Raw genomic sequence first — 24024 nt, 5'->3', positions numbered from 1 at the left:
GGAATTTAATAATGAGTACCGGGGTATCAATGCTGATACTCATTGTAAGCTCGGTAGCGTCATTCCTGAGCATCAGCACACTTATGAATAGCAACCGCATGGTGAACCATACCCAGGATGTTATCGTTAACCTTAACGAGGGTACATCGGTCATGGTAGAGGCCCAATCGAGCATGCGGGGCTTTTTAGTTACCGGAAGGGAAGATTTTTTGGACAGGTACACTACGGCCGAGGACGAAATGAACAGGTCCATTCAAAAGCTTGAGGCGCTGACATCAGACAACCCTGAACAGCAAAGATCATTGCAATATGTAAAGAAGCTAAAGGACGAATTTTTTGACTACCTGCGCCTGAGAGTACTGGAAAAAAAAGGAGGCCGGGTTACCGAGGCCAGCGACCTTGACGGAGGAAGAAGGATAACAGGTAAGATACGCTCAGAATTCAAGACTATGGAGATACGTGAGCAACAATTGCTTGAAGAGCGTATGTCCAATTCTGAAAAATATGGAGCCTACAGCAGCGTGCTCATTGTGGTAGCGGCGCTACTGGCATTGCTCATAAGTGGGACGTTTTTTGTCAGGATCTTGAAGGATTATAATGAACGATTGAAATTGCAGCTTGAATTGCAAAAAGCGGAAAAGGTAATGGCCGAGAGGATAGCGGCAATTAGTGAAATAGCGGCACAGATATCAAGTGGCAACTTTGCCACGAGGGTAAATGATATGCAAAGTGACGCGCTGGGCAGTGTTGCAGTATCGCTCAATAACATGGCGGTGGCACTGGATACTTCTTTTACATCCTTATCTGAAAAAGAATGGCTTCAAACAGGCATTGCCGAACTGAATAAGGTAATGATCGGGGATAAAACTCCGGAACAACTTACCCAGGAGGTAATAGCACACATTGCTACTTACACAGAAAGCAGCGCCGGTATTATTTACCTGCCCGATGGAGAAATGCTATATCCGGCAGGAGCATTTAGCTACCTGCCAAATAAGAACCGCGAGCGGATCCCATTTGGCCAGGGGCTTACAGGGCAGGCAGCAGTTTCAGGAGAAATACTGGAATTAAAGGATATTACGTCGACTAATATCAGGATAACCTATGCACTTGGCGAAGTGAAGCCAAAACATGTAGTGGCGGTTCCGCTTATTAACGATAAGCTTGCAGGTGTTGCTGAACTGGCATCTGTAAATGAATTTACCGGACTTCAGCTTGAATTCCTGACCACTGCGGCGCACAATATTGCTGTAGCCATAACCACAGCGCAAAACCGTAAGCGCGTACAGGAACTGCTTGAGGAGACCGAAGCGCAGTCGGAAGAGCTAAGGATGCAGCATAGCGAAATGGAGAGCATTAATGCCGAACTGGAAACACAAACCGAAAAGCTCCAGGCATCGGAAGAAGAATTGCGTGTACAGCAGGAAGAACTGCAGCAGACCAACGAAGAGCTTGCCGAGCGCAGCGTATTGCTCGAGGAGCGCAACATGGAGATACAGAAGAAGTCGGAGGACCTGGAACTTACCACAAGATATAAGTCGGAATTCCTTGCCAACATGTCGCACGAACTGCGCACGCCACTTAACTCGATACTGCTTTTGAGCCGCCTGTTGTCTGAGAATAACGACCGTAACATGAACGATGAGCAGGTGGAGTTTGCAAAAGTGATACAGAGTTCGGGCAATGGGCTGCTGGGGCTCATTGATGAGATACTCGACCTTTCAAAGATCGAGGCCGGCAAAATGGAACTGGAATTCCTGGATGTTTCTGTAAAAGAGATCACCGATAACCTGAAAGCACTGTTTACAGAAGTGGCCAAGCAGAAAAAAATAGAATTTAATATCGTTACCGATGATGCGCCGCTGGTTATCCGCACCGATAAGATGAGGCTGGAGCAGATACTGAAGAACCTGATCTCGAATGCTATCAAATTTACCTCAAAAGGATCGGTTACCCTTGAGGTCAGAAAGAAGAAAGACAATGATAAGCAGGTGTGCTTTTCTGTAAAAGATACAGGTATAGGTATTCCGCTCGAGAAACAGCCGATTATATTCGAGGCGTTCCAGCAGGCTGACGGCTCGACCAAGCGTAAATATGGCGGTACGGGGCTTGGGCTTTCCATCAGCCGGGAGCTTAGCAAGCTGCTGAGGGGCGATATAAGCCTCAAGAGCGAGGTGAACGAAGGCAGCGAGTTTACCATTTGTCTGCCTGTAATAGGCTCTGCAGCCCCGGCACAGATAAGTATGGTAAGGGAGCCGGAAATGCCTGTAGAAAACGTTAAGTCAGTTTCTGAAAAAGAGAAGCAAGAAGATGAAAAAGGTAAATACATTAGCGAGATCATACCTGAAGATGTTCCGGATGACAGGGCTGCCATTGCCGAAAATGATAAGGTGATACTCATTGTGGAAGACGATGTGAACTTTGCCCGGTCCCTGCTCGAATTTACGCGAAAACGCGGCTACAGGGGTGTGGTATCGGTAAGGGGGGACCTTGCGCTCGACCTCGCGCTGCTGTACAAGCCTGTAGGGATATTGCTCGATATCCAGCTGCCAATAAAGAGCGGATGGGAAGTAATGGAAGAGCTGAAGGGCAATGCCCAGACAAGGCACATACCGGTGCACATCATGTCATCGCACAAAATGAAGCAGGAAAGCCTCCTGAAAGGCGCGGTGAACTTCCTCGACAAGCCCGTGGCCTTTGAGCAGATACCCGAAGTATTCCGACGCATTGAGCACATCATAAACCGTGAGTCGCAAAAGGTCCTGATCATAGAGGACAATCCTAAGCATGCCAAGGCATTAGCGTATTTCCTGGAAACTTTTAACATCAACTCAGAAGTAAAGAGCGAAGTGTCTGAAGGTGTGGAAGTGCTGCAGCACAGCGATGTGGAATGCGTTATACTGGATATGGGAATACCTGACAGGCATGCGTATGAGGTGCTGGAAAACATCAAGAAGAATTCCGGGCTGGAGAACCTGCCGGTGATCGTATTTACTGGTAAGAGCCTTTCGCTTCAGGAAGAGGTGAAGATCAAAAAGTATGCAGATTCCATTATAGTGAAAACGGCACATTCCTACCAACGAATGCTGGATGAGGTGTCGCTGTTCCTGCACCTGATGGAAGAAAACAAAAAAGCGGAAAGCAAGGGCAAGAAAAAACTAAACCTGCTTAATAATGTACTGAGCGACAAGACGGTATTGGTGGTGGATGATGATGTGCGCAACATCTATTCGCTAACAAAGGCGCTCGAGGCCCTTAAGATGAACGTGATCACGGCAATAGATGGTAAGGAAGCCCTGAAGATGCTTGAAAGCCATCCCGAAACCGATGTGGTGCTCCTCGACATGATGATGCCGAACATGGACGGTTATGAAACCGCGGCCCGTATACGCGAGAACAGGGATTTGAGAAACCTCCCTGTGATCGCCGTTACAGCAAAGGCTATGACGGGTGACAGGGAAAAATGCATCAACGCCGGCGCATCGGACTACATCACCAAACCTGTAGACGTAGACCAGCTGCTGTCGCTGCTGCGCGTATGGCTTTATGATAAAAACTAAGCGGGATGAAAAAGAAGATATTGATAATAGACGATGACCCCCGCAATATATTCGCACTAAGCGCGACACTGCGGGCCAAGGGCTTTGAATGCATCTCCTGTACGGGCGCGGCACAGGCGATCAGGCTGCTCGAAGGCGATGCTGTTATAGACGCGATACTCATAGACATGATGATGCCGGAAATGGACGGATATGAAGCCATTCCGATAATTAAAGCCATTCCGCACAGGGTTGGCACACCGGTTATTTCGGTAACGGCACAGGCTATGGTGGGCGACAGGGAAAAATGCCTTAACGCCGGGGCCGATGGATACATATCCAAACCTATAGATGTAGATAAATTATTGCAGGCGCTCAGCGCCATATAAGATCGTATGGTTAATGACAGGGAACTTGAAGTGCTGATCAATGAGATCTACGAATACTATGGTTACGACTTTAGCGGCTATTCCCTTGCCTCGTTCAAGCGCCGCATCGACAGGCTGTACAACCTCGACGGGTTCAAAAATTTCGCCGAATTTTTGTCTGTAATACGCTCCGATGAAGAATATTTCAAGAGGATGGTGGAGGAGATCACGGTAAATGTTACCGAGATGTTCCGCGATCCGCTGTTCTATAAAGTGCTCCGTACCGAAGTGCTGCCTGTACTGGCTACCAAGCCTTTTATACGCGTTTGGCACGCTGGCTGCTCTACCGGCGAGGAGGTCTATTCCATGGCGATACTTTTGCAGGAAGCCAACCTGTTGCACAAATCACTGCTATATGCCACCGACCTGAACCCTACGGTGCTCGACGCGGCCCGTAAGGGTGTTTTCCAGCTGGGCATGATGAAGCAGTATTCTGAAAACTATATCCTGTCGGGAGGTAAAAGGGACTTTTCAGAGTACTATACTGCCCACTACGGACGGGCAAAATTCAGGGACGAGCTTTCTGAAAAAATGGTGTTCTCACAGCACAATCTTGTTTCGGACAGGTCGTTCAACGAGTTTGACCTGATACTGTGCCGAAACGTGCTCATTTATTTCGATAAAGACCTTCAGGAGAAGGCACTGCAGCTGTTTGATGAAAGCCTTTCAAATCTTGCCTATCTGGCGCTGGGAACAAAGGAGACCATTAAATTTTCGCCAATGCACAAACGATATGAACAATTGAACAGGGAGAAGATATGGAGAAAGATAAAGTGATATCAGGATGCCGCCTGCTCATTATTGGAGGATCGGCAGGAAGCCTGGAAGTGCTCCTGAAGATCTTGCCGCCACTCACATCGATATCTTTTTCGATGGCCATAATACTGCACCGCAAGAGTTCCGAAGACACGACCCTTGAGGAGCTGATCGCCGCAAAAACCGTTGTGCCTGTTACCGAAGTAGAGGATAAGACACCAATACTGCCAGGGTATATTTACATCGCTCCATCCGATTACCACCTGCTTTTTGAGAACAACGATATACTGTCGCTTGATACTTCTGAAAAGGTGAACTATAGCAGGCCGAGCATTGACGTTTCGTTCGAGTCGGCTGCCGAGGTTTATGGGCCTTCATTATGCGCCATACTTTTGTCGGGTGCCAATGCCGATGGTACCGCAGGCCTTGCTGCCGTAAGGAACGCCGGGGGCACCATCATTGTACAGGACCCGGAAACTGCCGTTATGCCTTTTATGCCCAATAATGCCATTGAGAATTTTACACCTGATATGGTCTTAAATGTCGAGGAGATAGGGGAGTTCATAAGAGGGGCTATTCATAAATAGGGCCACAGCCTTCATGAAGCTATTCCTTGGTATAGCTTTGGTATAAGCAACTTAAAGTACACACTTAAACACCTGCTTCAAACAAAAAAGCAGCCCAACCGGACTGCTTTTTGATAATATATGTAGAAACGAGATCACTGCATCCCGTTCACGATCTCGAGGAAATCACCTGCTTTTAGCGATGCCCCACCGATCAGTCCGCCGTCAACATCAGGCTTGGAGAAGATCTCGCGTGCGTTGTCGGGCTTCACGCTGCCGCCATACAGTATAGATGTTTGTTCGGCGATCTTGTTGCCAATGTTATTATGAAGCAGGGTACGGATGAACGCGTGCATTTCCTGTGCCTGCTCAGGTGTAGCGGTTTCGCCGGTGCCGATAGCCCATACCGGCTCATAGGCCAATACTACACTTGCCCAGTCGCTTTCGCTGATGTGGAACAAACCTTCCTTCAGTTGCGACTCTACCACGTTAAAGTGGTTGCCACTTTGCCTGTCGGCCAATTCCTCACCAAAACAGAATATAATGGTAAGGTTGTGGCTTAATGCCGTATCGACTTTCTTGGCCAAAAGTGCATTGGTCTCGCCAAAGTAGGCTCTTCTTTCTGAGTGTCCCAATATCACGGTATTCACTTTGATCCCCTTCAGCATCCCAACGGAAACCTCGCCTGTGTAAGCGCCGCTTTCAGCCTGGTGCATGTTCTGCGCGGCAACGATGATGTTGGTGCCATGCGTTTGCTCGACAGCGGCCTGCAGGTTTATAAAGCTTGGTGCAATTACTATTTTAGCAACGGAATGCTCCGGCTTTTTAGCCAAAAGTTCCTCTATAAGCGCTTCGGTCTGGGCGCTGTCGTTATTCATCTTCCAGTTTCCTGCAACGATCTTTTTTCTCATTATTTAAGTTGTTTTAAGGTAGCTATCAGTTTTTCGTCGTCGGCTTCAATGGCTTTAAAGAGAGCGATCTTTCCAGTCTTGTCCACCACCATGTAGCGCGGTATCCAGTCGAGCTTTATCGCTTTGGCAAAATCGCCTTCCTTCATACTTTTACCCACATGGTAGTTATCGCCGTTGGCGCCATATTTTTTAATGCCCTCCTTCCATTTGGCATCCTCACGGTCATAGGACAGGAACAGGTATACCGCATTAGTGAACTGCTTTTGCAGCGCATGAACCTTCGGCATGCCCTTGATGCAGTCGGGGCACCATGATGCCCACACGTCGATCACAACGGTCTTACCCTTGTACTGTGCCAAAATATCTTTAAAGGCTATTTCTTTTCCGCCAACGGAAGTCATTTTTGAGTTGAGCGCCGCTTCGGAAAACGATGTTTCCTGCGCTTCAGAGCATGACATCATCCCGAAGAATATCAGCGGCAACATGAGTAATTTTTTCATTTTTTTGAATTAAGAATACCAAATTTACGATAACTGCGCGACACGGCGATGCGGTATTTGGCTTATTTTGGGTTTTGTAAGGGCTAAACCGATGTAGTTGGGTGTTGCAACTAATTACACCGATCCTATAAATTTCTCTTTCACATAGCATCGCAAGTCACAAAGCGACTTATTATTCCGAAGTTCCTTTAAACTTTCCCCACATTTCATTCAAAGTTGTAAGAAGTTCATCCTGATCTGCTTTAAGGCCATTTGAAGTGATAGAGATCGGGGAACCGTAAGTTTTATTATTAAAGCTCATAGCTTTTCTCTTTAGGAAATTTGTCTGCCTGTTTATGTATTTTTCAGGATCTGAGACACCAATTAATACGAATTTTTCACTCATAACCTGAGTAGTGTAAATATGCCTTATGTCTTCCCAAGGTATAAACCCTGCGCTAACCCCGCTTGCATTATCAGTTATGCCTTTTGAGTCGATCACTAAACCAGGCTTTTTGTCAAATATCTTTATAATAAAGAAGATCAAGCCTACTGCTCCCATTATAATTGCGGAAAAAGCTACGCTATATCGTATAAAGGCAATATTCATCAGGCTCCTTCGGCTACTTGGCTCAATATTTAAAATAAAAGTTCCGGCAACTACAAAAATGATTGAGAAAATCAACAGTTTAACCAGCTTACCTTTACTGATCGGAATGATAATGGGCTGGATTGACATATTGTAAAATTTATCCAAATATAATGAAATTTGTAGCGGACGGCCATTTCAGCCCTATCATGATCCCGTACTCCAAAAATAAATGTATCCTATATCAGGTACGTGCTAAGATAAATAGTTATCCCAGCCTGATCTTTGGATCCAGCCAGGCATAAATAAGGTCTACAAGAATGTTGATAACAACAAAAGTCGTTGCTATAACCAGCACCGACCCCATGATCACCGGGAGGTCGAGCGTGTTGAGGGCTTCTACGACTTCCTTGCCGAGGCCATTCCACCCAAAGATGTATTCCACAAATACAGCGCCCGCAAGCATCGAGGCAAACCACCCGGATATGGCCGTAACCACAGGGTTTAACGCATTTTTTAATGCATGCTTCCGGATGATGCGTACCTCGCTAAGTCCTTTGGCCCGGGCAGTGCGTATGTAGTCCTGGCCCATTACTTCGAGGAGTGAATTGCGCATCAGCTGAATGACCACACCCAGCGGACGGATACCCAGCACAATGGCAGGCAGGATGATGTTTTTCCATTTAATATAGGATCCTTCACCAAAGTCGTCCACCTCATACAGGCTTCCGGTCATGTCGATATGAGTGTATTCGTGCAGCAGGAAACCGAACACCCATGCGAACAGTATGGCCGCGAAAAAAGAGGGAAGGCTCATACCCAGCGTACTTACAAGCGCAATGGTACGGTCTACCCACGTATCTTTGTATAACGCCGAAACAATGCCGAAAAATATGCCCACTACAATCGCAATGATTATAGCAAAGAATGCCAATACTGCAGTGTTAGGCAGTGTGTCGCCGATGATCTGTGTTACTTTTTTGCCACTTTTCTGGAAGCTTTCCCTAAGATATGGAGCTTTAATAACGGTAGTGGTATTGCCAATGGTAAACAATTTTGCTGCCGTATATTTCCCATCGGATAAATAAGTATAGTCCCCCTCGTTCGTGCTGTGGAAAGAAATGGGGGAGAGGTCGTTAAGATAGTAAAGGTATTGCTTCGATACCGGTTGGTCAAATCCGTATTTTTTCTTGATGATGGCCAGCTGCTCAGAATTCTCGTTCTGGTCGAGCATCATGCGTGCCGGGTCGCCCGGCAGTACCGTAAACAAAAAGAATATGACAGTGACCACACCAAAAAGCGTGAGCAGAGCATATCCTGTTTTGTATAAAAGGTATTTTACCAAAATTGGTCGTTATTTCAATTCAGCGTAAGGCTTTTTGTAAAGGTTAAGCAGTTCGCTGCTCTTAAATTCCTTCTCGTTGATGCCGTCCCACATTTTTACTTTTTTTCCGTTCCACTGGTACACTACGCCCGGTGTATCACCGTTTTCGATAAGCTTCCAGAAGGTGATCACATCTACCAGCTTGTACGGATATTGTGCCCCCGCATGCTGAAAGAATTCTGGTATCTTTTCGGCTTCCTCATCCATGAATATGATGAGCAATTCCGGTAGGTCCTTATTTTTAGCCCTCATCTGGGTGAGTAACTTTGCGGTTTCCTGGCAATGGTCGCAGCCGGGAGCGAAAAGCCCTATGATCTTCTTTCCTTTATCGGCACTTGCAAAATACTGCGAATAGATTGATTTTGTCTTTGGTGGCTCCTGTGCAGCAGCGGGCTGTTCTATCGCTGCCGGTTCGGCTTGTGTTGCCGGTGTTGCAGTTGGGGTAGTGGTAGTGCTGTTTATCGCGGGTGGGGTTGTAGTTACAGTATCAACTGCTGTTTCAACAGGCTCGTCAACCCCTGTATCCGATGTCCTTGGCTGTATCGGTGCTAACATGAACAGGCCGAGTATACAGGCAAAGGTTACGGTCGTAAGTATCCAGAAATTCTTTTTGTCTGTTCCGGCAGGCATCAGCTTGTAAAGCCAAACCAGCAACGCTACACTGATCACGTTCTTAATGATGGCTTCAACAGGTGTCATTGGCAACAGCTCGCCAAAACAGCCGCAGCTGCCGCTATTGCCATTAGCGATGGTGTCGATGGTAAGGTGGATGATGAATACCACAAGCATCAGTATCGTGGCAGGAATAACCAGTTTCCTCAGGAAGTTGCGTTGGAGTATCAGAAGGCCGAGGGCGAACTCAATGCCTATCAGCGTACGCGAAAAGTAAGCGGCCGTTGTTTCCGAAAAGCCCATTGGATACAGCTGCTTCACTTCAAAAGTAGATATGGCGAAATAAGGCGACGGGTAAATTTTTGCCACGGCCGAAAGCAGGAATAAAAAGGCGATAAGGCCCCTGATCACTAACGCTATGGTATTTTTATTTTTTTCCATTGTAAAGTTTTTCTCAAAAATAGGCTGAATCGCAACCTGTTTTGTTAATGAGTTGTTATTGACATGTTATTTGGTGAACCCCGAAAGTATCAGCGCAAAAATGGCGTAATTGATCATATCCTGGTAATTGGCATCGATACCTTCCGATACTAGGGTTTTCCCTTTATTGTCCTCTATCTGCTTTACGCGAAGCAGCTTTTGGAGGATAAGGTCGGTCAACGAACTGATACGCATATCGCGCCATGCTTCGCCATAATCGTGGTTCTTGGCCTCCATCAGTGTCTTGGTCAGCAGCACTTTTTCGTCATACAGGTGTACCGCTTCTTCAAGACTAAGGTCGGGCTGTTCGGCAATGCCTTTATCGATCTGGATCAGCGCCATGATGGAATAGTTAATGATGCCGATGAACTCGCCGGTCTCATCCTCATCTACCTTGCGCACATCATTTTCCTGCAGGCTGCGGATGCGCTGCGCCTTGATGAATATCTGGTCGGTAAGCGATGGCAGCCTCATGATGCGCCATGCACTGCCATAGTCTTTCATTTTGTTGCTGTAAAGCTGCCTGCAAACGGCTATGACCTTGTCGAATTCCTGCGAGGTATTACTCATTTAAGTGCTATCTTTGTGTGTATTTTTTTCAAATGTACTAAAAAAGCCCCCTAAACCCAAGGATGGCTGCAAAAAGAAATCACCATGCTTATCAACTGCAAAGGCGCGCTTAAAGATCTGTCACAACCCAAAATAATGGGTATACTAAATGTTACGCCCGACTCCTTTTTTGATGGCGGGAAGTACCGGGATGAAGCGCAGTTATTGACGCAGGCAGAAAAAATGCTAAGTGAAGGGGCCGACTTCATCGACATTGGCGCCTATTCCTCCAAGCCTAATGCCGAATTCGTTCCGGAGCAGGAAGAGCAGGACAGGATAGTGCCTATTGTGGAGCTGGTACTGAAGCATTTTCCCGATACGCTCATCTCTGTCGATACCTTTCGTGCGGAGGTAGCCAAAGCCTGTGTAGAGAGCGGTGCGGCTATTGTAAACGACATTTCAGCGGGAATGCTGGACGATAAGATGCTTGAAACAGTTGGTAAACTCAATGTGCCTTATATCATGATGCACATGCGCGGTACGCCCCAAACCATGGTAAAGCTGACACAATATGATGACATTGTGAAAGAGATGCTGTTCTATTTTGCCGCAAGGATAGCCGCGGCACGAAGTTTCGGGATAAACGACATCATCATCGACCCGGGGTTCGGCTTTGCCAAAACACTGGAGCAAAATTATGAGGTGCTGGGCAAAATGGAGCTTTTCCAAATGTCAGGGTTGCCATTGCTGGCAGGAATGTCACGCAAGTCAATGATATACAAACTGCTTGGTATAACCCCACAGGAAGCGCTAAACGGGACAACAGCATTGAATACCATAGCTTTGATGAAAGGTGCTAATATACTACGTGTTCACGATGTTAAGGAAGCGAAGGAAAGTATAAAAATAGTTGATATGTTGATGGGTTGATTTGTTTATTAGCGGCATTCAAATCAACAAATAACCAAATCAACAAGTAAACTTATTGGTGATGATACGGCTCCCCCCGCAATATCGTAAACGCCCTGTACACCTGCTCAATAAAGAACAAGCGCACCATTTGGTGGGAGAAGGTCATAGCCGATAACGAAACCTTGCCCTGCGCTTTGGCATACACTTCTTTGGAAAATCCGTATGGCCCGCCTATTACGAAGACCAACGTTTTGATGCCCGAGTTCATCTTCTTCTGCAACTCGTCCGAAAAACCCACACTGCTGAAGGTTTTGCCGTTCTCATCCAACAGGATAAGCTGGTCGGTAGGCGAGAGTTTCGAGAGGATGATGTCACCTTCCTTTTCCTTTTGCTGTGCCTCACTCATGTTCTTGGCATTCTTAATGTCGGGAATGACCTCCAGTTCGAACCTGATGTAGAACGACAGCCGCTTCATGTAATCGTCCATAAGCTGCTGCAGGGCTTTGTTGTCGGTTTTACCTATGGCGAGGAGTTTGATGTTCATTTCCTTTTAAGTTACAAGTTGCAGAGTAAAAAAGTTATAAAGTTACAAAGTGAACAACAGGGTGTTGCAAAAAAACTTTGCCACTTTGCCACTCTGTAACATATTATGCAGCTACTATGATACTAATTCAATAAACTCATCCTCACTAATGATCTTCACGCCCAACTGGTTTGCTTTTTCAAGCTTTGCCGGGCCCATGTTATCACCCGCCACCACATAATCTGTTTTGGATGATATGGAACTGCCCACTTTACCGCCGTTATCTTCAATGGATTTCTTCAGGTCGTCGCGAGAGAATTTGGTGAATACACCGGACACCACAAAAATTTTCCCGGCCAGCATATCGCTCACGCTGGTGCTTCCGCCGGATGTTTCAAGCTGCACGCCATAGTTTTTCAGTCGCTCTATGATCTTGCGGTTTTCCTCATTGGCAAAAAAGTCGATCACGCTTTGCGCGATGCGTTCGCCGATCTCATCTACGAGGATCAGGTCCATTAGTGAGGCATTCGCCAGATCGTCGATGTTCTTGTAATGCTTGGCGAGCTTCTTAGCAACGGTTTCACCCACATAGCGTATACCTAATGCGTAGAGTACACGCTCGAACGGTATCTGCTTGGACGCCTCAATGCCATTTATCAGGTTCTCAGCCGACTTATCTGCCATTCTTTCCAGTGGCACCACCTGCTCTTTTTTGAGTTCGTAAAGGTCGGCATAGTTATGTATCAGATCAGAATTATAAAGCAATGCCACGGTTTCCCCGCCAAGCCCTTCAATATCCATCGCTTTGCGCGAAATGTAATGCTGTACACGGCCGATGATCTGCGGAGGGCAGCCGTAATAGTTAGGGCAGTAGTGTTGCGCTTCGCCCTCCTTGCGTTCCAGTTCGGCAAGGCATTCCGGGCATTTGTCAATGTATATTGTTTTTGCGGCGTCTTCGGGACGTTTTGTAAAGTCTACCGCAATGATCTTTGGAATGATCTCGCCGCCTTTTTCCACAAATACTTCATCGCCTACGCGAATGTCGAGTTTTTCGATCTGGTCGGCATTGTGCAGTGAGGCGCGCTTTACCACAGTCCCTCCCAACTGAACCGGCTCCAGGTTGGCAACCGGGGTTATCGCCCCCGTACGGCCCACCTGGTAGGATATGCTGTTGAGTTTTGTTGAAACACGTTCGGCCTTAAATTTATAGGCAATAGCCCAGCGTGGCGATTTGGACGTATAGCCTAATTCTTCCTGCTGGTGGATATCGTTTACTTTTATAACCACGCCATCTGTTTCATACGGAAGATCGTGGCGGTGTATGTCCCAATGGTCGATAAACGCCATTACTTCCTCAATGTTTTTAGCCAGCTTAGCTTCTTTAGGGACTTTAAAGCCCCACTGGCGCGCTTTTTCAAGCCCTTCATATTGTGTCTTAACAGGCAGGTTCGACCCAACAAGCGAATACAGCAGGCAGTCGAGCGGCCTTTTGCCCACCTCGGCACTGTCCTGAAGCTTTAGTGATCCTGAAGCTGTATTGCGCGGGTTGGCATACGGACTACCTCCGGCGGCTATTACTTCCTGGTTCATTTTCGCAAAACCTTCCAACGGAAGGATGATCTCCCCGCGTATTTCAAATCTGGATGGGTAGTCGCCTTTGAGCTTCAATGGCACCGAACGGATGGTTTTTACATTAGCCGTAACTTCATCACCCTGGAAACCGTCGCCACGGGTTACGGCTTTGCTTAGCTTGCCGTCCTCGTAGGTAATACTCATCGAAGCCCCGTCATATTTCAGCTCGCAGGTATACTGTACGTTATCGGTGCCCAAGCCACGCTGCACGCGCTTTTCCCATTCCAGTAGCTCTTCTTTGGAGTAGCTGTTGTCCAGCGAGTACATACGGTATTCGTGCTGTAGGGTATTAAAGTTCTTGGTTATGGCACCGCCAACACGAAGGGTAGGGGAGTCGGCATCATAAAATTCCGGATGCTTTGCCTCAAGTTCCTGCAATTCCTTTAGTTTGATGTCAAACTCAAGATCGGTTATGGTGGGGGTGTCTAATACATAGTAGTTGTGATTGTGCTGGTTAAGCTCATCACGAAGGGCATTTATCTGCTGTTCGATGTTCATCGGCTGAAATTTGTTTGCAGTGCTAATTTAGCCAAGATTTTTGAAAATCTAAACATTATAAATGTAGTATGTAAGGATTTTGGTAAAATCGATTTCCGAGGGTATAATGGAAAACACCAACATTAAACAGTCTTGCTGGAAGATGAGGGATAAGCGGCTGTTATAAAAACTTATTCTTTGTAAATAGATAGCCTTATTGGATTAGGACCAAACGAAATTAGAAACACATTTAAACCATTCTTGCCCATCCATTTGACTTCTCTCCGATTGGATTTTGATGTTGTATCTTCCTTCGGCTCTCCAAGTTTAGATGTAATTAACTTAACTATTTCGTTAAATTTTAAAATGCACTTTTCGTTTAAATTTCTTTTTTCATTATAAGACAATTCACTTCTCTCTAAAGCATCTGAAATATCCCATTCGTATAGTATAAGTCTGTTAATACTATCATTGCTAAATTGATAAAAAACTTTAAGAGGTAATTCAGTATTCGAATTCCGTAAGAAAACTTTTGGCTTCTGTAAATTAAATTCTTTCTCATTAGGGTATAAATTTATTCCAAAAGCTACAACTCGGGATTTTTCAGAGATATCTATAGAATTAAGTCTCCCTTCAACTTTAATCATTTCACGGATTCCTAAATTATCATACCAAAAAATATTATTATCAAAAATTGTAGGTTTAGTTGATTTACAACTAATCAATAACATAAAAATTCCGGAAATTTTCAATATACGATTCATTATCTAAATGTCTTATAGCGATTCAGGCTGGCTATTCGTGACTTTTAAAAGTGCAAATCATGTTCACATATGGAATTTCTAATGTGGCTTTAAAAGCAGAGTTTTGTCACATATCCTATCAGGCGATATATTTTCCTCTAAAATTTTGATAAGGCCTAATTCCTCAAGATCACGCAACAATTTAACAGCTTTCTTATCAGTCAACTGTATCAGCATTGTATCTTCCATGGCGCAGGATTTATTATTATACTACGATATAAAGATATGAATATTGTTTTAAGTTTCTAAAAAGCCAGATACTTAAGCCTCTCAGCCCCCCAGTCCCTTCCGCTAAAACATATCCTCCAGCTGCTTGTACAAGGTCCCGTCGCTCAATACGGCGCCCTGCTCGATAAGGCTGAATATCTCGGTGTTGCGCTCCTGGCTAAAGGGCTTGGCACCGCGCTGTATCTGTACTTCCTTGCTAAAGATGTTCTCGTTGAGCCAGTGCAGCCCGCCTTCAGTAAGGAGATCGGCCATGGGTGTATGGGCGTGGATGATAATGCTTTCCATTTTTTCCTGGTCAAGCTTAAAAAGGAAGATGTGGTTTTTGGAGTAATGCTCCAGCCACTCCGCTTTAGATACTACATTTTCCCATATCAGGTCGGAGAACACATCGATCTCCTGTTCAGCAACTTCCGGCTTTTCCTTTTTCAGGATATCCCATTCGGCTTTATCAATAGATTGTGATGCCAGGAAGTTTATGAATTCCGGATGCAGCTCTTCAAGTTGTTCTTTGGTAAGTCTTGCGTATTTCATTGTGAGTTCAAAAGTTTCAAAGTAGCAAAGTTACAAAGTTGTTGGGTCTGTAAAATAAAAAAAGCCTTCCGATCGGAAGGCTTTCTATATATTTCAGAAAATTATTTTTCCTGCTCGGCAACGATCTCGTAAGGAAGGTCTACGATCACATCCCTGTGAAGCCTGATGCTTGCAGAGTATTTACCGGTACGCTTAACGATACCGCTTGTGATGAATTTCCTTTCGATCGGCTGTCCTGCTTTTTCAAGAGCTTCAGCGATGTCAGCATTGGTTATTGAACCAAATAGTTTTTCGCCTCCTGCTTTTGCAGTAAGTTTAATTTCAAGTGCTTTAAGCGCTTCAGCAGTAGCTTTTGCATCGTTAACGATCTTTTGCTCTTTAAAAGCCCTTTGCTTAAGGTTCTCAGCCAAAACTTTTTTAGCTGACGGAGTTGCCATTTGGGCAAATCCTTGTGGGATAAGGAAGTTACGGCCGTATCCGGCTTTTACAGTAACTACATCATCTTTAAAACCCAGGTTCTGTACGTCTTGTTTAAGTATAAGTTCCATGATATTGCTTCCTTATTATTTTAGTAAATCCGCCACATATGGCATTAACGCTAGGTGACGTGCCCTTTTCACAGCTACAGATACTTTCCTTTGGTATTTCAAAGAGGTACCTGTAAGGCGACGAGGAAGGATCTTGCCCTGCTCGTTTACAAATTTCAATAGGAAATCAGGATCTTTGTAATCTACATATTTGATACCTGATTTTTTGAAACGACAGTACTTTTTAGTCTTGTTCGTTTCTATGTTCAAAGGCGTAAGATACCTGATATCCCCGTCTTTTTTTCCTTTAGCTGACTGCTCTATTGTTGACATGATTAGTTTGCTTTAGCTGCTTTTAGTTTATCTCTTCTTCTTTCTGCCCATGAGATGGCGTGCTTGTCAAGTGTTACGGTTAGGAAACGCATAACCCTTTCGTCGCGGCGGAACTCAGTTTCAAATCCGATAAGGATCTCTGCCGGAGCCTGGAATTGCAATAATGTGTAGAATCCGCTTTTTTTGTTCTGGATCTCGTAAGCTAATTTTTTAAGTCCCCAGTCTTCTTTAGACACGATCTGGGCACCTCTTGAAGTAAGATAATCTTCAAACTTGCTTACTGTTTCCTTTACCTGGGTCTCAGATAAAACGGGATTCAAAATGAAAACAGTTTCATAGTGATTCATGATTCGAATATTTATATGTTATAAAATTGGGTGCAAAGGTAGTAATTAATATTTATTGTGCAACCCCCAAAATTGCTTTTTAAAACGTTAAACACTTTTTTTTTTGATTATATTTGTGTTATCCCAAGCTAAAAAAACCTATACCAATTACTGAACATTATAACTGAGCATGACAAATGAAACTTAGCTGTGTTGTTGTTGACGATAGCACAATACACAGGATCACCGTAGCCAAACTTGTTAATGAGCACCCTGAACTCAACCTTGTGGGCGACTTTTCCAATGCGCAGGAAGCCCGCAACTGCATCATGACCAAGCCGGTCGACCTGCTTTTCCTCGACATTGAAATGCCGGTACAAACCGGTTTTGACCTTCTCGACGGGCTCAGGACAAGGCCACAGATCATATTTGTGTCGTCAAAATCCGATTATGCACTGAAAGCATTCGACTATGCCGCGGTAGACTATCTGCAGAAGCCCGTTAATAAGGAGCGTTTTAACAAGGCAGTGCAAAAAGCCATCGAGATGCATGCCATGAAAAAAGACGGTGCCGAAGAAGAAGGCGAATTCATCTTTGTGAAAAGCAACCTTAAGAACTTTAAAGTCTATATTACCAAAATAAAATGGATCGAGGCTTTTGGTGATTATGTGAAGATCAATACCGAAGACGATACCCACCTTGTGCTGTCTACCATGAAGGCTTTTGAGAACGAACTCCCGCCCGACAAATTCCTGAGGGTGCACAAGTCATTTATTATAAATATCGACAAGGTGCAGCGCTTCAACAGCAAGTTTGCCGAGATCGGCAAAACCCAGATACCGCTCAGCCGGAACAAAAAGGAAGATCTTGCCAACGCGCTGAATAAGCAATCATAATTTATAGAACGTCCTAATAATGCCATATCGGTGCAGTCCGTATGCTGCATTATTAGGATGTTCCGTTTAATATGGGTCGGCGTTGAGCGTTACTTTTACCGGCCTGTATTGCGGCACAGCCTCAAAGCTTCCCAGTACCTTCTCTATCGATCTTTTGGTACCGCCCAGTGCTGCTCCCTGCGGTATCTTGATCATAATAGTGCGGATGTATTCATTCCGTATCCTGTTAATGCCAGGTTCTTCAGGCCCTAACACCGTTACTCCGAGGTTTTGTGAGAGTACATTGTGCAGCCATGTTGCGGCATCCCTTACTTTTTCATAGTCCTTGTGGCGCAGCGTAATGCGCACCAGCCTGAAGAATGGCGGGTATTTAAAATTATGGCGCTCATATAGCTGCTCCTTATACATCCCTTCATAATCGCTGTCGGTCACCTGGCGTATGATGTTGTGTAAAGGATTGTAGGTTTGTATCAATACCTTGCCCCGGCCGCCTTTCCTGCCCGCGCGGCCCGAAACCTGTACCATCATTTGATAGGCGCGCTCAAAGGCACGGAAGTCGGGCATATAAAGCATATTGTCCGCATTCATTATCCCCACCAGCTCTACATTGTCAAAATGCAGCCCCTTGGCAAGCATCTGCGTACCTACCAGTATGTCGATCTCCTGGTTCCTGAACGAGTCGATTATCTTCTCGTAGCCATGCTTGCCCCGCGTCGTGTCCTGGTCCATGCGCCACGAATGCTTATCAGGGAAAAGGGTCTTCAGTTCCAGCTCGATCTGTTCGGTGCCAAAGCCCTTGGTGTCAAGGTCGGGCGAATGGCACTGGTGGCAATGGGTGGGCTTGGCGATGTGGTGGCCGCAGTAATGGCATCGCAGCACACTTTTATATTTATAGTAGGTAAGGCTCACGTCGCATTGCGGGCATTGGGGTACGTGCCCGCAGGTAAGGCACTCCATCCAGGGCGAGTACCCACGGCGGTTCTGGAAAAGTATCACCTGCTTGCCCCGCGAAAGTGTGTCGGTAATGGTCTCGATCATCAGGTCGCTAAAATGGCCTGTCATCTGCTTGCGCTTGTATTTGTCCTTCAGGTCGATGAGCACGATCTCGGGCGGAAGCACATTACCGTACCGTTCCTTCAGTTCTACATAACCGTATTTGCCGTTGGTGGCATTGTAATAGGTCTCGATAGACGGTGTGGCCGACCCCAACAGCACTTTAGCCTTATGCGAATTCGCTAAAACAATGGCGGCATCGCGGGCGTGGTAGCGCGGAGCAGGGTCTTGTTGCTTGAAGGTAGGTTCATGCTCCTCATCGATGATGATAAGGCCCAGGTCCTGGAAGGGCAGGAACAGCGCCGACCTTGCCCCAATGACCACCTTTGCCTTTTCCGAAGCAGCAAGCACCTGGTTCCATACCTCTACGCGTTCGTTGTTTGTGTATTTGCTATGGAAGACCGCCACCTCATTGCCAAAGTAGGCCGTTAGCCGGACAACGAGCTGTGTGGTAAGTGCGATCTCGGGCAGGAGATACAGCACCTGCTGTCCGCTGTTAATGTATTCTTCAATGAGCTTGATGTAAATTTCCGTCTTGCCGCTGGAGGTGATGCCATGCAGCAATGTAACTTCTTTCTGCTCAAAGCTCTGCTTTATTTCGTCAAATGCATCTTTCTGTTTCGGGCTGAGGCCGAAGCCTGAATTATCGCTGCTTTCAAAAGCAACCCGGTCTTCCTCAAGATAGTATTCCTCAAAAATGTCCTTGTCTACCAGTGATCTTATTACAGCAGGCGTAATACCTGCATCATTGAGCTTTTTAGCAGTAATGGGCTTTTTCTCTGCAGCATTAAGCTGAAAGTACTGCAATACAGCTTCGCGCTGCTTTTGTGCCCTGGATAGCAATTCCATAAGTTCGGATAGCTGCTCATCGCGCATGAACTCTTCATAAAGGCGGATGTATCGCAGTTTTTTCGGTTTATATTTCTCAGAAACTTCTTCCTGAAGGGCGATAGCATTTTTTGCGATGAGCCGGTTAATTACGGGGAGTATCGTTTTTTTATTAAGGATATTGGAAACTTCCTGCACCTTCAGTGCCGACTGTTTTTGCAACGCTTCGTATACTAAGTATTCGTCGTCGGTCAGGTCGTTTGTTTCGGCATCGTAATCCTTATGCTGGGTAATGATGGTCTCGCTTTCAAGCAAAAAACCGCTGGGCATGGCTGATTTATAAACATCGCCTATATTGCACATATAATAATTCGCGACCCACTGCCAATGCGCCAGCTGGATCTGGGTAACAAGAGGATGATCATCGAGTATCTGATGGATCTCCTTTGCCTCATAGGTTTGCGGAGGGTTTTGGTGCAGTCCCACGACCAGTCCCGTATATATTTTGTTCCGCCCAAATGGCACAGCTACACGCATACCGGGTTTTAGGAATCCGTATTCGGCTTCTGTTATAGCATAGGTAAAGGTCTTGGGGACAGAGAGGGGGAGGATGGCTTCGATGAAATGTGGCATATACAGGATGTGAGTGGATTATATACAGCAAAGATAAATAAAAAGTTTGCAGTCGCAGTCGCCGTGTATTTGCGGTGAATTACACTAATTCCATAAATTTAAATCGTAAGGTAGAGACGCAGGCACTGCACCTGACCTTGATCTATCGGTATATATTATCGGTTAGGGTTGAGCCAAAAAAAAACACTCCCGAAAGAGTGTTTATATTGTATGTAGCTTTATTATTCCTCCAAATGTCGATCGTAAACCAAGGTTTACTTTACCCTGTGCCATGTCTGGCTGCGTCCCAAAAGCGAGATGCCCATGTAGCCGCGCACTTCCAGTTTGTCCTTTCCGTCCATTTCGATGGTACAGCTGTACAACTTACCTTTGTTCGGGTCCAGGATGTCACCGTCGGTCCACTCATCACCGTCCTTTTCAAGGCCCCTGATGATCACCAGCCCAAGGATAGGCTTATCCTTGTCGGCCCCTTTGCACTTGGTGCATTTTGCGTTCTTCTTGGCAGGGTTAAGGATCTCGACCACTTTGCCGTAGATCTTGCCGTTCTGCTCGTAGATCTCTACGATCGACTTCGGCTCACCCGTTTCGTCATCAATGGTTTTCCACTTTCCGGTAACCTGTGCCTGCACGGAGAACAAGCCTCCGATGGCAACGAACAATAGTGTCAGGAATGCTTTCTTCATAATTTAATGTCGTTAGTTTTGTTAAATATATAAATTTTTTCTTTTCAATTTATGGATAAGCGCATTTAATTCGAACCCAAGCAATAAAATGAAGCAGTTGATCCATATATATAACATCAATACAAGCAGCGTGCCAATTGAGCCGTACAGCTCATTATACTTTGCGAAGTGCGATACGTAAATACCAAAAAGGTAAGAAGTTAAGCCAAATAAAACAGTACTGAAAACTGACCCATAGCTGAAGAATGCGGCCTGCTTTGTCTCTTTGGCGGCAAACTTGAATAATAAAGAGGTAGTGGTCAGTATCATGAAGATAAGGATGGCGTAGCGTATGAGCCTGAGAAGCCATAGGTCGTCTTCAAGCCAGCTTTGCGCGGTGAGCTTCTGGATGAAATATTCGAGTATTACGATGGCCGCCACGGTAATGATCAGGATGACCGAGAAAACCAGCGACAATACAATGGCCAGCGCGTACTGCCTGAAATAGGTGCGTTTGATGGTAATATGCAGGCTGCTCTGGAAGCCGCTCAATATGGCGTTCATGCCATTGCTCATCAGGAAAATGGCCAGCACGATACCAAAGGAGAGCAGGTTGGGCTTCTTGTCGGTCATAATGTCGGCGATGATGCCGGCAATAGCGTCGTAAGTATTTGGTGGAACATTATCGTGGACAAAAAGCATGAAGTCTTCTTTGAAACCCTGCATGGGAATGAAGGCTATGAGGTTGAAAAGGAACAGCGCGAACGGGAACAGCGACATGAAAAAGCTGAACGCGATGGCGCCCGCGCGATAGGAAATATCGCCCTTTACGATGCCCGTAATGTACAGCTCGAGCAAGTGGTACAGCGTAAGGCCTTCACCATAAGGTATTTTGATGCTCTTGCCAAACCTTACGAGGTATTTTACTACCGGAATGCGTTCCAGCCTATGTTCCAGCTCAATAGACATTAAAAGGCTTTAAGGCTAAGGTCCATGTTGTAGATCGAGTGCGTAAGCGCGCCCGACGAAATATAGTCGACACCGCATTCGGCATAGTGGCGCATGGTATCCTCGTTGATGCCGCCGGAAGACTCCGTTTGGCAGTGATCGCCGATGAGGGCTACGGCCTCTCGTGTCTGGTCGTAATCGAAATTATCCAGCAATATGCGGTGCACGCCCGGATTCGAAATGATCTCGCATACCTCGTCGATGCTGCGTGCCTCAACGATCACTTTGAGATCTAGGCTGTTCGCCTTGAGGTACTCGTGCGTTTTTTGTATGGCAGGGGTAATGCCCCCGGCAAAGTCGATGTGGTTGTCCTTGAGCATCACCATATCATACAGGGCAAAGCGGTGGTTCTCCCCGCCGCCGATCTTAACAGCCCACTTTTCCAGGGCGCGTATGCCCGGCGTGGTCTTGCGGGTGTCGAGTACTTTAGTGCCCGTTCCCTCAAGGATGTCAACGTATTTTTTGGTCTTGGTGGCAATGGCGCTCATGCGCTGCATGGCGTTAAGCACCAAGCGTTCGGCTTTAAGGATGCTCTGCGAACTGCCCGAAACGTGAAAGGCGATATCGCCATAGTTTACGGGGGTGCCGTCATTTATAAAAACTTCGATCTCAAGCGCAGGGTCAACATAATTAAACACCTGTTTGGCAAAGTCCACACCCGCGAGTATGCCGGTGTCTTTAACCAATAGCTTAGCCCTCCCGGTAGCGGAGGCGGGTATGCAGGCAAGGGAGGAGTAGTCGCCGGGGCCAACATCTTCGCGGATGGCATTGGCTATGATGATGTCGAGTTCGTTTTGGAATTGAATGTCTGAGATCATTGGAATTGTTTGTAGGGCTAAGGTACAATTATTTTTTTAATGGGTTTTTACCATAAAGAAAATGAAATTGTATATTCGTCGAACGAAAAGTACTTATAAATAAATCTTCTGCTTGCCAATTATGAAATTTAAAAGTAAGCTAACAAGATGCTTGTTTAGGGTTATCGAAGTCGTGGGACTGATTATTATCGGGACCCGATTCGTTTATCGTTATATTTTTACCGAAGGTTTTACAGATAATCCTTCTGTGGAAAGCTTGGAAAAATATTTCCGGCAGGAAATAATAAGGGGATGGATTGAACTCGCAGGATATATCCTTTTTGGCGCGGGAGTAATTTATGAAATGATTTTACCATTTACTTTTCTTAAAACGGAGAATGCTGATAATTCCTGATTCTGAACGCAATGCAAGACCTCCTTAATGAAGAAGATTTCACTACCCCAATACCAAAGCCATGGAAAAGGTTTAGGATATTCTACGCAGTTAACTTCGGGGTGTTGGTTGGTTTTTTTATTTTTTTCAAATTTGTTTTTGAAAACGAGCCAAGCGATATTGCAGGAATATTAGTATTTATTGCAATGCCCATAGCCTCTGCCTTTATAATGGCTTTCGATAAGAAAGAAAATGTATTGTTGCCATTCAAAACCATAACTCTCGCAATATTTTTGTTAATATCAATATATATTGTAGCAATACCATCGGCAGCTGCACTATTAAATAGGGAAGATTTTTTTTCTGACGAAACATTGGAAATCTTACTGGCTATTTTTCTAGGATACATGCTAATATTTACGGTAGTTACTTCACTAATCATACTTATTGTCAATTATATAAAAAAAAACAAATCGTAAATAGCTATTAATCCTGGCCATCGCTACCATCTTGTTCGTAATATAAAAACAAATAACATGAAAACCAAACCTGCAAAAACCTGCTATTCCCACCTTGGCGGAAAGCTGGGCTCGTTATTGTTGGAGCAGTTCATCGAAAAAGGATGGATCGCCAAAGAGCAGGCATCAGACAAACAGTATTACATCACTTCAAAAGGAGAGAAAGAGTTTACCAAATTGGGTGTTGACCTGTCACTGATAAAGGAGGAGTAATTTATGGGAAATTTATTTTAGACACCCCTAAGTCGATTAGCAAAGGTCACAGAAGATAGTAAATGTTTTGTTTTTATTGATTTGACAGTTTTAAATCAGTTTAAAATACCTATACTTACACTTCTAAATAAAACAATATATGACTACAGACAAATACACGAAAACAGTTTTGACAGTTATAGCTGCCTGCTTAACAGTGCTGACATTACAGAGCGTTGACATCATCCCTAAAACATATGCTAATGACAGTATACTGAAGTTACCCTCAGTTGATCCGAATAAAAATTATGGTTTGGTTCCATTAAATAAGGATGGGTCTATTGATGTGAATGTCAGGTCTGCTGAGGAACTTAAGGTAGATCTGGTTAAAGTAGACGGATACGAGGTAAAGCACTATGCAGGAAAATTAAGAGTTAAAACAGATTAATTCACTATTT

Annotated in this window: 28 protein-coding genes; 10 read left to right on the top strand and 18 right to left on the bottom strand. The window is 45.3% G+C overall.

Annotation, left to right across the window (positions count from 1 at the left end; genetic code table 11):
• The first annotated feature begins 11 nt into the window (after window positions 1–11).
• From ACT6R0_RS06050 to ACT6R0_RS06035, 4 genes are read left to right on the top strand one after another with little or no spacing between them, the layout of a single operon-like run.
• The gene (locus tag ACT6R0_RS06050) at window positions 12–3560 is read left to right on the top strand and encodes a response regulator (RefSeq protein WP_444652187.1); all 3549 of its coding nucleotides are present in this window, start codon (window positions 12–14) and stop codon (window positions 3558–3560) included.
• A 5-nt stretch (window positions 3561–3565) separates the two neighbouring features.
• On the top strand, window positions 3566–3928 hold the full coding sequence (locus tag ACT6R0_RS06045; RefSeq protein WP_444652186.1) for a response regulator: 363 nt from the start codon (window positions 3566–3568) through the stop codon (window positions 3926–3928).
• A gap of 6 nt (window positions 3929–3934) precedes the next feature.
• On the top strand, window positions 3935–4744 hold the full coding sequence (locus ACT6R0_RS06040; RefSeq protein WP_444652185.1) for a CheR family methyltransferase: 810 nt from the start codon (window positions 3935–3937) through the stop codon (window positions 4742–4744).
• Window positions 4726–5310 (top strand): chemotaxis protein CheB, encoded by a 585-nt coding sequence (locus ACT6R0_RS06035; RefSeq protein WP_444652184.1) that lies wholly within the window; start codon window positions 4726–4728, stop codon window positions 5308–5310. Before ACT6R0_RS06040 ends, ACT6R0_RS06035 begins: the two co-directional genes overlap by 19 nt.
• 134 nt (window positions 5311–5444) lie before the next feature.
• On the opposite strand, the gene tpiA is transcribed toward ACT6R0_RS06035, so the two are convergent.
• The 6 genes from tpiA to ACT6R0_RS06005 form a co-directional block, all read right to left on the bottom strand.
• Window positions 5445–6200, bottom strand: a complete 756-nt coding sequence (tpiA, locus tag ACT6R0_RS06030; RefSeq protein WP_444652183.1) for a triose-phosphate isomerase — start codon at window positions 6198–6200, stop codon at window positions 5445–5447.
• A complete protein-coding gene (locus tag ACT6R0_RS06025) occupies window positions 6200–6700 on the bottom strand; it encodes a TlpA family protein disulfide reductase (protein ID WP_444652182.1) in 501 nt (166 codons plus the stop codon). Before ACT6R0_RS06025 ends, tpiA begins: the two co-directional genes overlap by 1 nt.
• Before the next feature lie 172 nt (window positions 6701–6872).
• A complete protein-coding gene (locus ACT6R0_RS06020) occupies window positions 6873–7418 on the bottom strand; it encodes an STM3941 family protein (protein WP_444652181.1) in 546 nt (181 codons plus the stop codon).
• 118 nt (window positions 7419–7536) lie between these two features.
• Window positions 7537–8613, bottom strand: coding sequence for an ABC transporter permease (locus tag ACT6R0_RS06015; RefSeq protein WP_444652180.1), 1077 nt, complete (start codon window positions 8611–8613; stop codon window positions 7537–7539).
• A gap of 9 nt (window positions 8614–8622) precedes the next feature.
• On the bottom strand, window positions 8623–9705 hold the full coding sequence (locus tag ACT6R0_RS06010; RefSeq protein ID WP_444652179.1) for a MauE/DoxX family redox-associated membrane protein: 1083 nt from the start codon (window positions 9703–9705) through the stop codon (window positions 8623–8625).
• Between the two features lie 66 nt (window positions 9706–9771).
• Window positions 9772–10314, bottom strand: coding sequence for a DUF1599 domain-containing protein (locus ACT6R0_RS06005; protein ID WP_444652178.1), 543 nt, complete (start codon window positions 10312–10314; stop codon window positions 9772–9774).
• 84 nt (window positions 10315–10398) lie between these two features.
• On the opposite strand from ACT6R0_RS06005, the gene folP reads away from it, so the two are divergent.
• Window positions 10399–11223 carry a dihydropteroate synthase gene (gene folP, locus ACT6R0_RS06000; protein ID WP_444652177.1) on the top strand — a complete coding sequence of 275 codons (825 nt, stop codon included), beginning with the start codon at window positions 10399–10401 and terminating at the stop codon, window positions 11221–11223.
• 52 nt (window positions 11224–11275) lie between these two features.
• Here the strand turns inward: folP and rlmH are convergent, their stop codons facing one another.
• The 8 genes from rlmH to rpsF all read right to left on the bottom strand — a co-directional run bounded on the left by rlmH (window position 11276) and on the right by rpsF (window position 16606).
• A complete protein-coding gene (rlmH, locus tag ACT6R0_RS05995; RefSeq protein ID WP_444652176.1) occupies window positions 11276–11749 on the bottom strand; it encodes a 23S rRNA (pseudouridine(1915)-N(3))-methyltransferase RlmH in 474 nt (157 codons plus the stop codon).
• 114 nt (window positions 11750–11863) lie between these two features.
• Window positions 11864–13858, bottom strand: a complete 1995-nt coding sequence (ligA, locus tag ACT6R0_RS05990) for an NAD-dependent DNA ligase LigA (protein WP_444652175.1) — start codon at window positions 13856–13858, stop codon at window positions 11864–11866.
• Window positions 13859–14028: 170 nt separating this feature from the next.
• The gene (locus ACT6R0_RS05985) at window positions 14029–14601 is read right to left on the bottom strand and encodes a hypothetical protein (RefSeq protein ID WP_444656143.1); all 573 of its coding nucleotides are present in this window, start codon (window positions 14599–14601) and stop codon (window positions 14029–14031) included.
• A 78-nt stretch (window positions 14602–14679) separates the two neighbouring features.
• The gene (locus ACT6R0_RS05980) at window positions 14680–14829 is read right to left on the bottom strand and encodes a hypothetical protein (protein ID WP_444652173.1); all 150 of its coding nucleotides are present in this window, start codon (window positions 14827–14829) and stop codon (window positions 14680–14682) included.
• A gap of 102 nt (window positions 14830–14931) precedes the next feature.
• A complete protein-coding gene (locus tag ACT6R0_RS05975) occupies window positions 14932–15399 on the bottom strand; it encodes a DUF6495 family protein (protein ID WP_444652172.1) in 468 nt (155 codons plus the stop codon).
• A gap of 101 nt (window positions 15400–15500) precedes the next feature.
• A complete protein-coding gene (gene rplI / locus ACT6R0_RS05970) occupies window positions 15501–15947 on the bottom strand; it encodes a 50S ribosomal protein L9 (protein ID WP_444652171.1) in 447 nt (148 codons plus the stop codon).
• A gap of 15 nt (window positions 15948–15962) precedes the next feature.
• Window positions 15963–16259 carry a 30S ribosomal protein S18 gene (gene rpsR, locus ACT6R0_RS05965; RefSeq protein WP_020211613.1) on the bottom strand — a complete coding sequence of 99 codons (297 nt, stop codon included), beginning with the start codon at window positions 16257–16259 and terminating at the stop codon, window positions 15963–15965.
• A 2-nt stretch (window positions 16260–16261) separates the two neighbouring features.
• The gene (gene rpsF / locus ACT6R0_RS05960) at window positions 16262–16606 is read right to left on the bottom strand and encodes a 30S ribosomal protein S6 (RefSeq protein WP_444652170.1); all 345 of its coding nucleotides are present in this window, start codon (window positions 16604–16606) and stop codon (window positions 16262–16264) included.
• A 176-nt stretch (window positions 16607–16782) separates the two neighbouring features.
• Here rpsF and ACT6R0_RS05955 point away from each other — a divergent pair, with 176 nt between their 5' ends.
• Window positions 16783–17481, top strand: coding sequence for a LytR/AlgR family response regulator transcription factor (locus tag ACT6R0_RS05955; RefSeq protein ID WP_444652169.1), 699 nt, complete (start codon window positions 16783–16785; stop codon window positions 17479–17481).
• Window positions 17482–17547: 66 nt separating this feature from the next.
• On the opposite strand, the gene priA is transcribed toward ACT6R0_RS05955, so the two are convergent.
• The 4 genes from priA to nadC all read right to left on the bottom strand — a co-directional run bounded on the left by priA (window position 17548) and on the right by nadC (window position 22483).
• Window positions 17548–19995 carry a replication restart helicase PriA gene (gene priA, locus ACT6R0_RS05950; RefSeq protein WP_444652168.1) on the bottom strand — a complete coding sequence of 816 codons (2448 nt, stop codon included), beginning with the start codon at window positions 19993–19995 and terminating at the stop codon, window positions 17548–17550.
• A 254-nt stretch (window positions 19996–20249) separates the two neighbouring features.
• Window positions 20250–20678, bottom strand: a complete 429-nt coding sequence (locus tag ACT6R0_RS05945) for a DUF2147 domain-containing protein (RefSeq protein WP_444652167.1) — start codon at window positions 20676–20678, stop codon at window positions 20250–20252.
• Window positions 20679–20699: 21 nt separating this feature from the next.
• Window positions 20700–21626: a YihY/virulence factor BrkB family protein gene (locus ACT6R0_RS05940; RefSeq protein WP_444652166.1), complete on the bottom strand. Its 927-nt coding sequence runs from the start codon at window positions 21624–21626 to the stop codon at window positions 20700–20702.
• A complete protein-coding gene (gene nadC / locus ACT6R0_RS05935; protein ID WP_444652165.1) occupies window positions 21626–22483 on the bottom strand; it encodes a carboxylating nicotinate-nucleotide diphosphorylase in 858 nt (285 codons plus the stop codon). Before nadC ends, ACT6R0_RS05940 begins: the two co-directional genes overlap by 1 nt.
• A 121-nt stretch (window positions 22484–22604) precedes the next feature.
• Between nadC and ACT6R0_RS05930 the strand changes: the two genes are divergently transcribed.
• The 4 genes from ACT6R0_RS05930 to ACT6R0_RS05915 all read left to right on the top strand — a co-directional run bounded on the left by ACT6R0_RS05930 (window position 22605) and on the right by ACT6R0_RS05915 (window position 24014).
• Window positions 22605–22877 carry a hypothetical protein gene (locus tag ACT6R0_RS05930; RefSeq protein ID WP_444652164.1) on the top strand — a complete coding sequence of 91 codons (273 nt, stop codon included), beginning with the start codon at window positions 22605–22607 and terminating at the stop codon, window positions 22875–22877.
• Window positions 22878–22888: 11 nt separating this feature from the next.
• Entirely contained in the window at window positions 22889–23335 is a 447-nt protein-coding gene (locus ACT6R0_RS05925) for a hypothetical protein (RefSeq protein ID WP_444652163.1), read from the top strand.
• Between the two features lie 57 nt (window positions 23336–23392).
• A complete protein-coding gene (locus ACT6R0_RS05920) occupies window positions 23393–23587 on the top strand; it encodes an ArsR family transcriptional regulator (RefSeq protein WP_444652162.1) in 195 nt (64 codons plus the stop codon).
• Window positions 23588–23726: 139 nt separating this feature from the next.
• On the top strand, window positions 23727–24014 hold the full coding sequence (locus ACT6R0_RS05915) for a hypothetical protein (protein WP_444652161.1): 288 nt from the start codon (window positions 23727–23729) through the stop codon (window positions 24012–24014).
• The last annotated feature ends 10 nt before the right edge of the window (window positions 24015–24024 follow it).

Source organism: Flavobacterium sp. (assembly GCF_052437795.1).
GTDB lineage: Bacteria > Bacteroidota > Bacteroidia > Flavobacteriales > Flavobacteriaceae > Flavobacterium.
The sequence above is the reverse complement of the archived record's forward strand: the minus strand, read 5'-3'. Positions and strand labels throughout refer to the sequence as shown.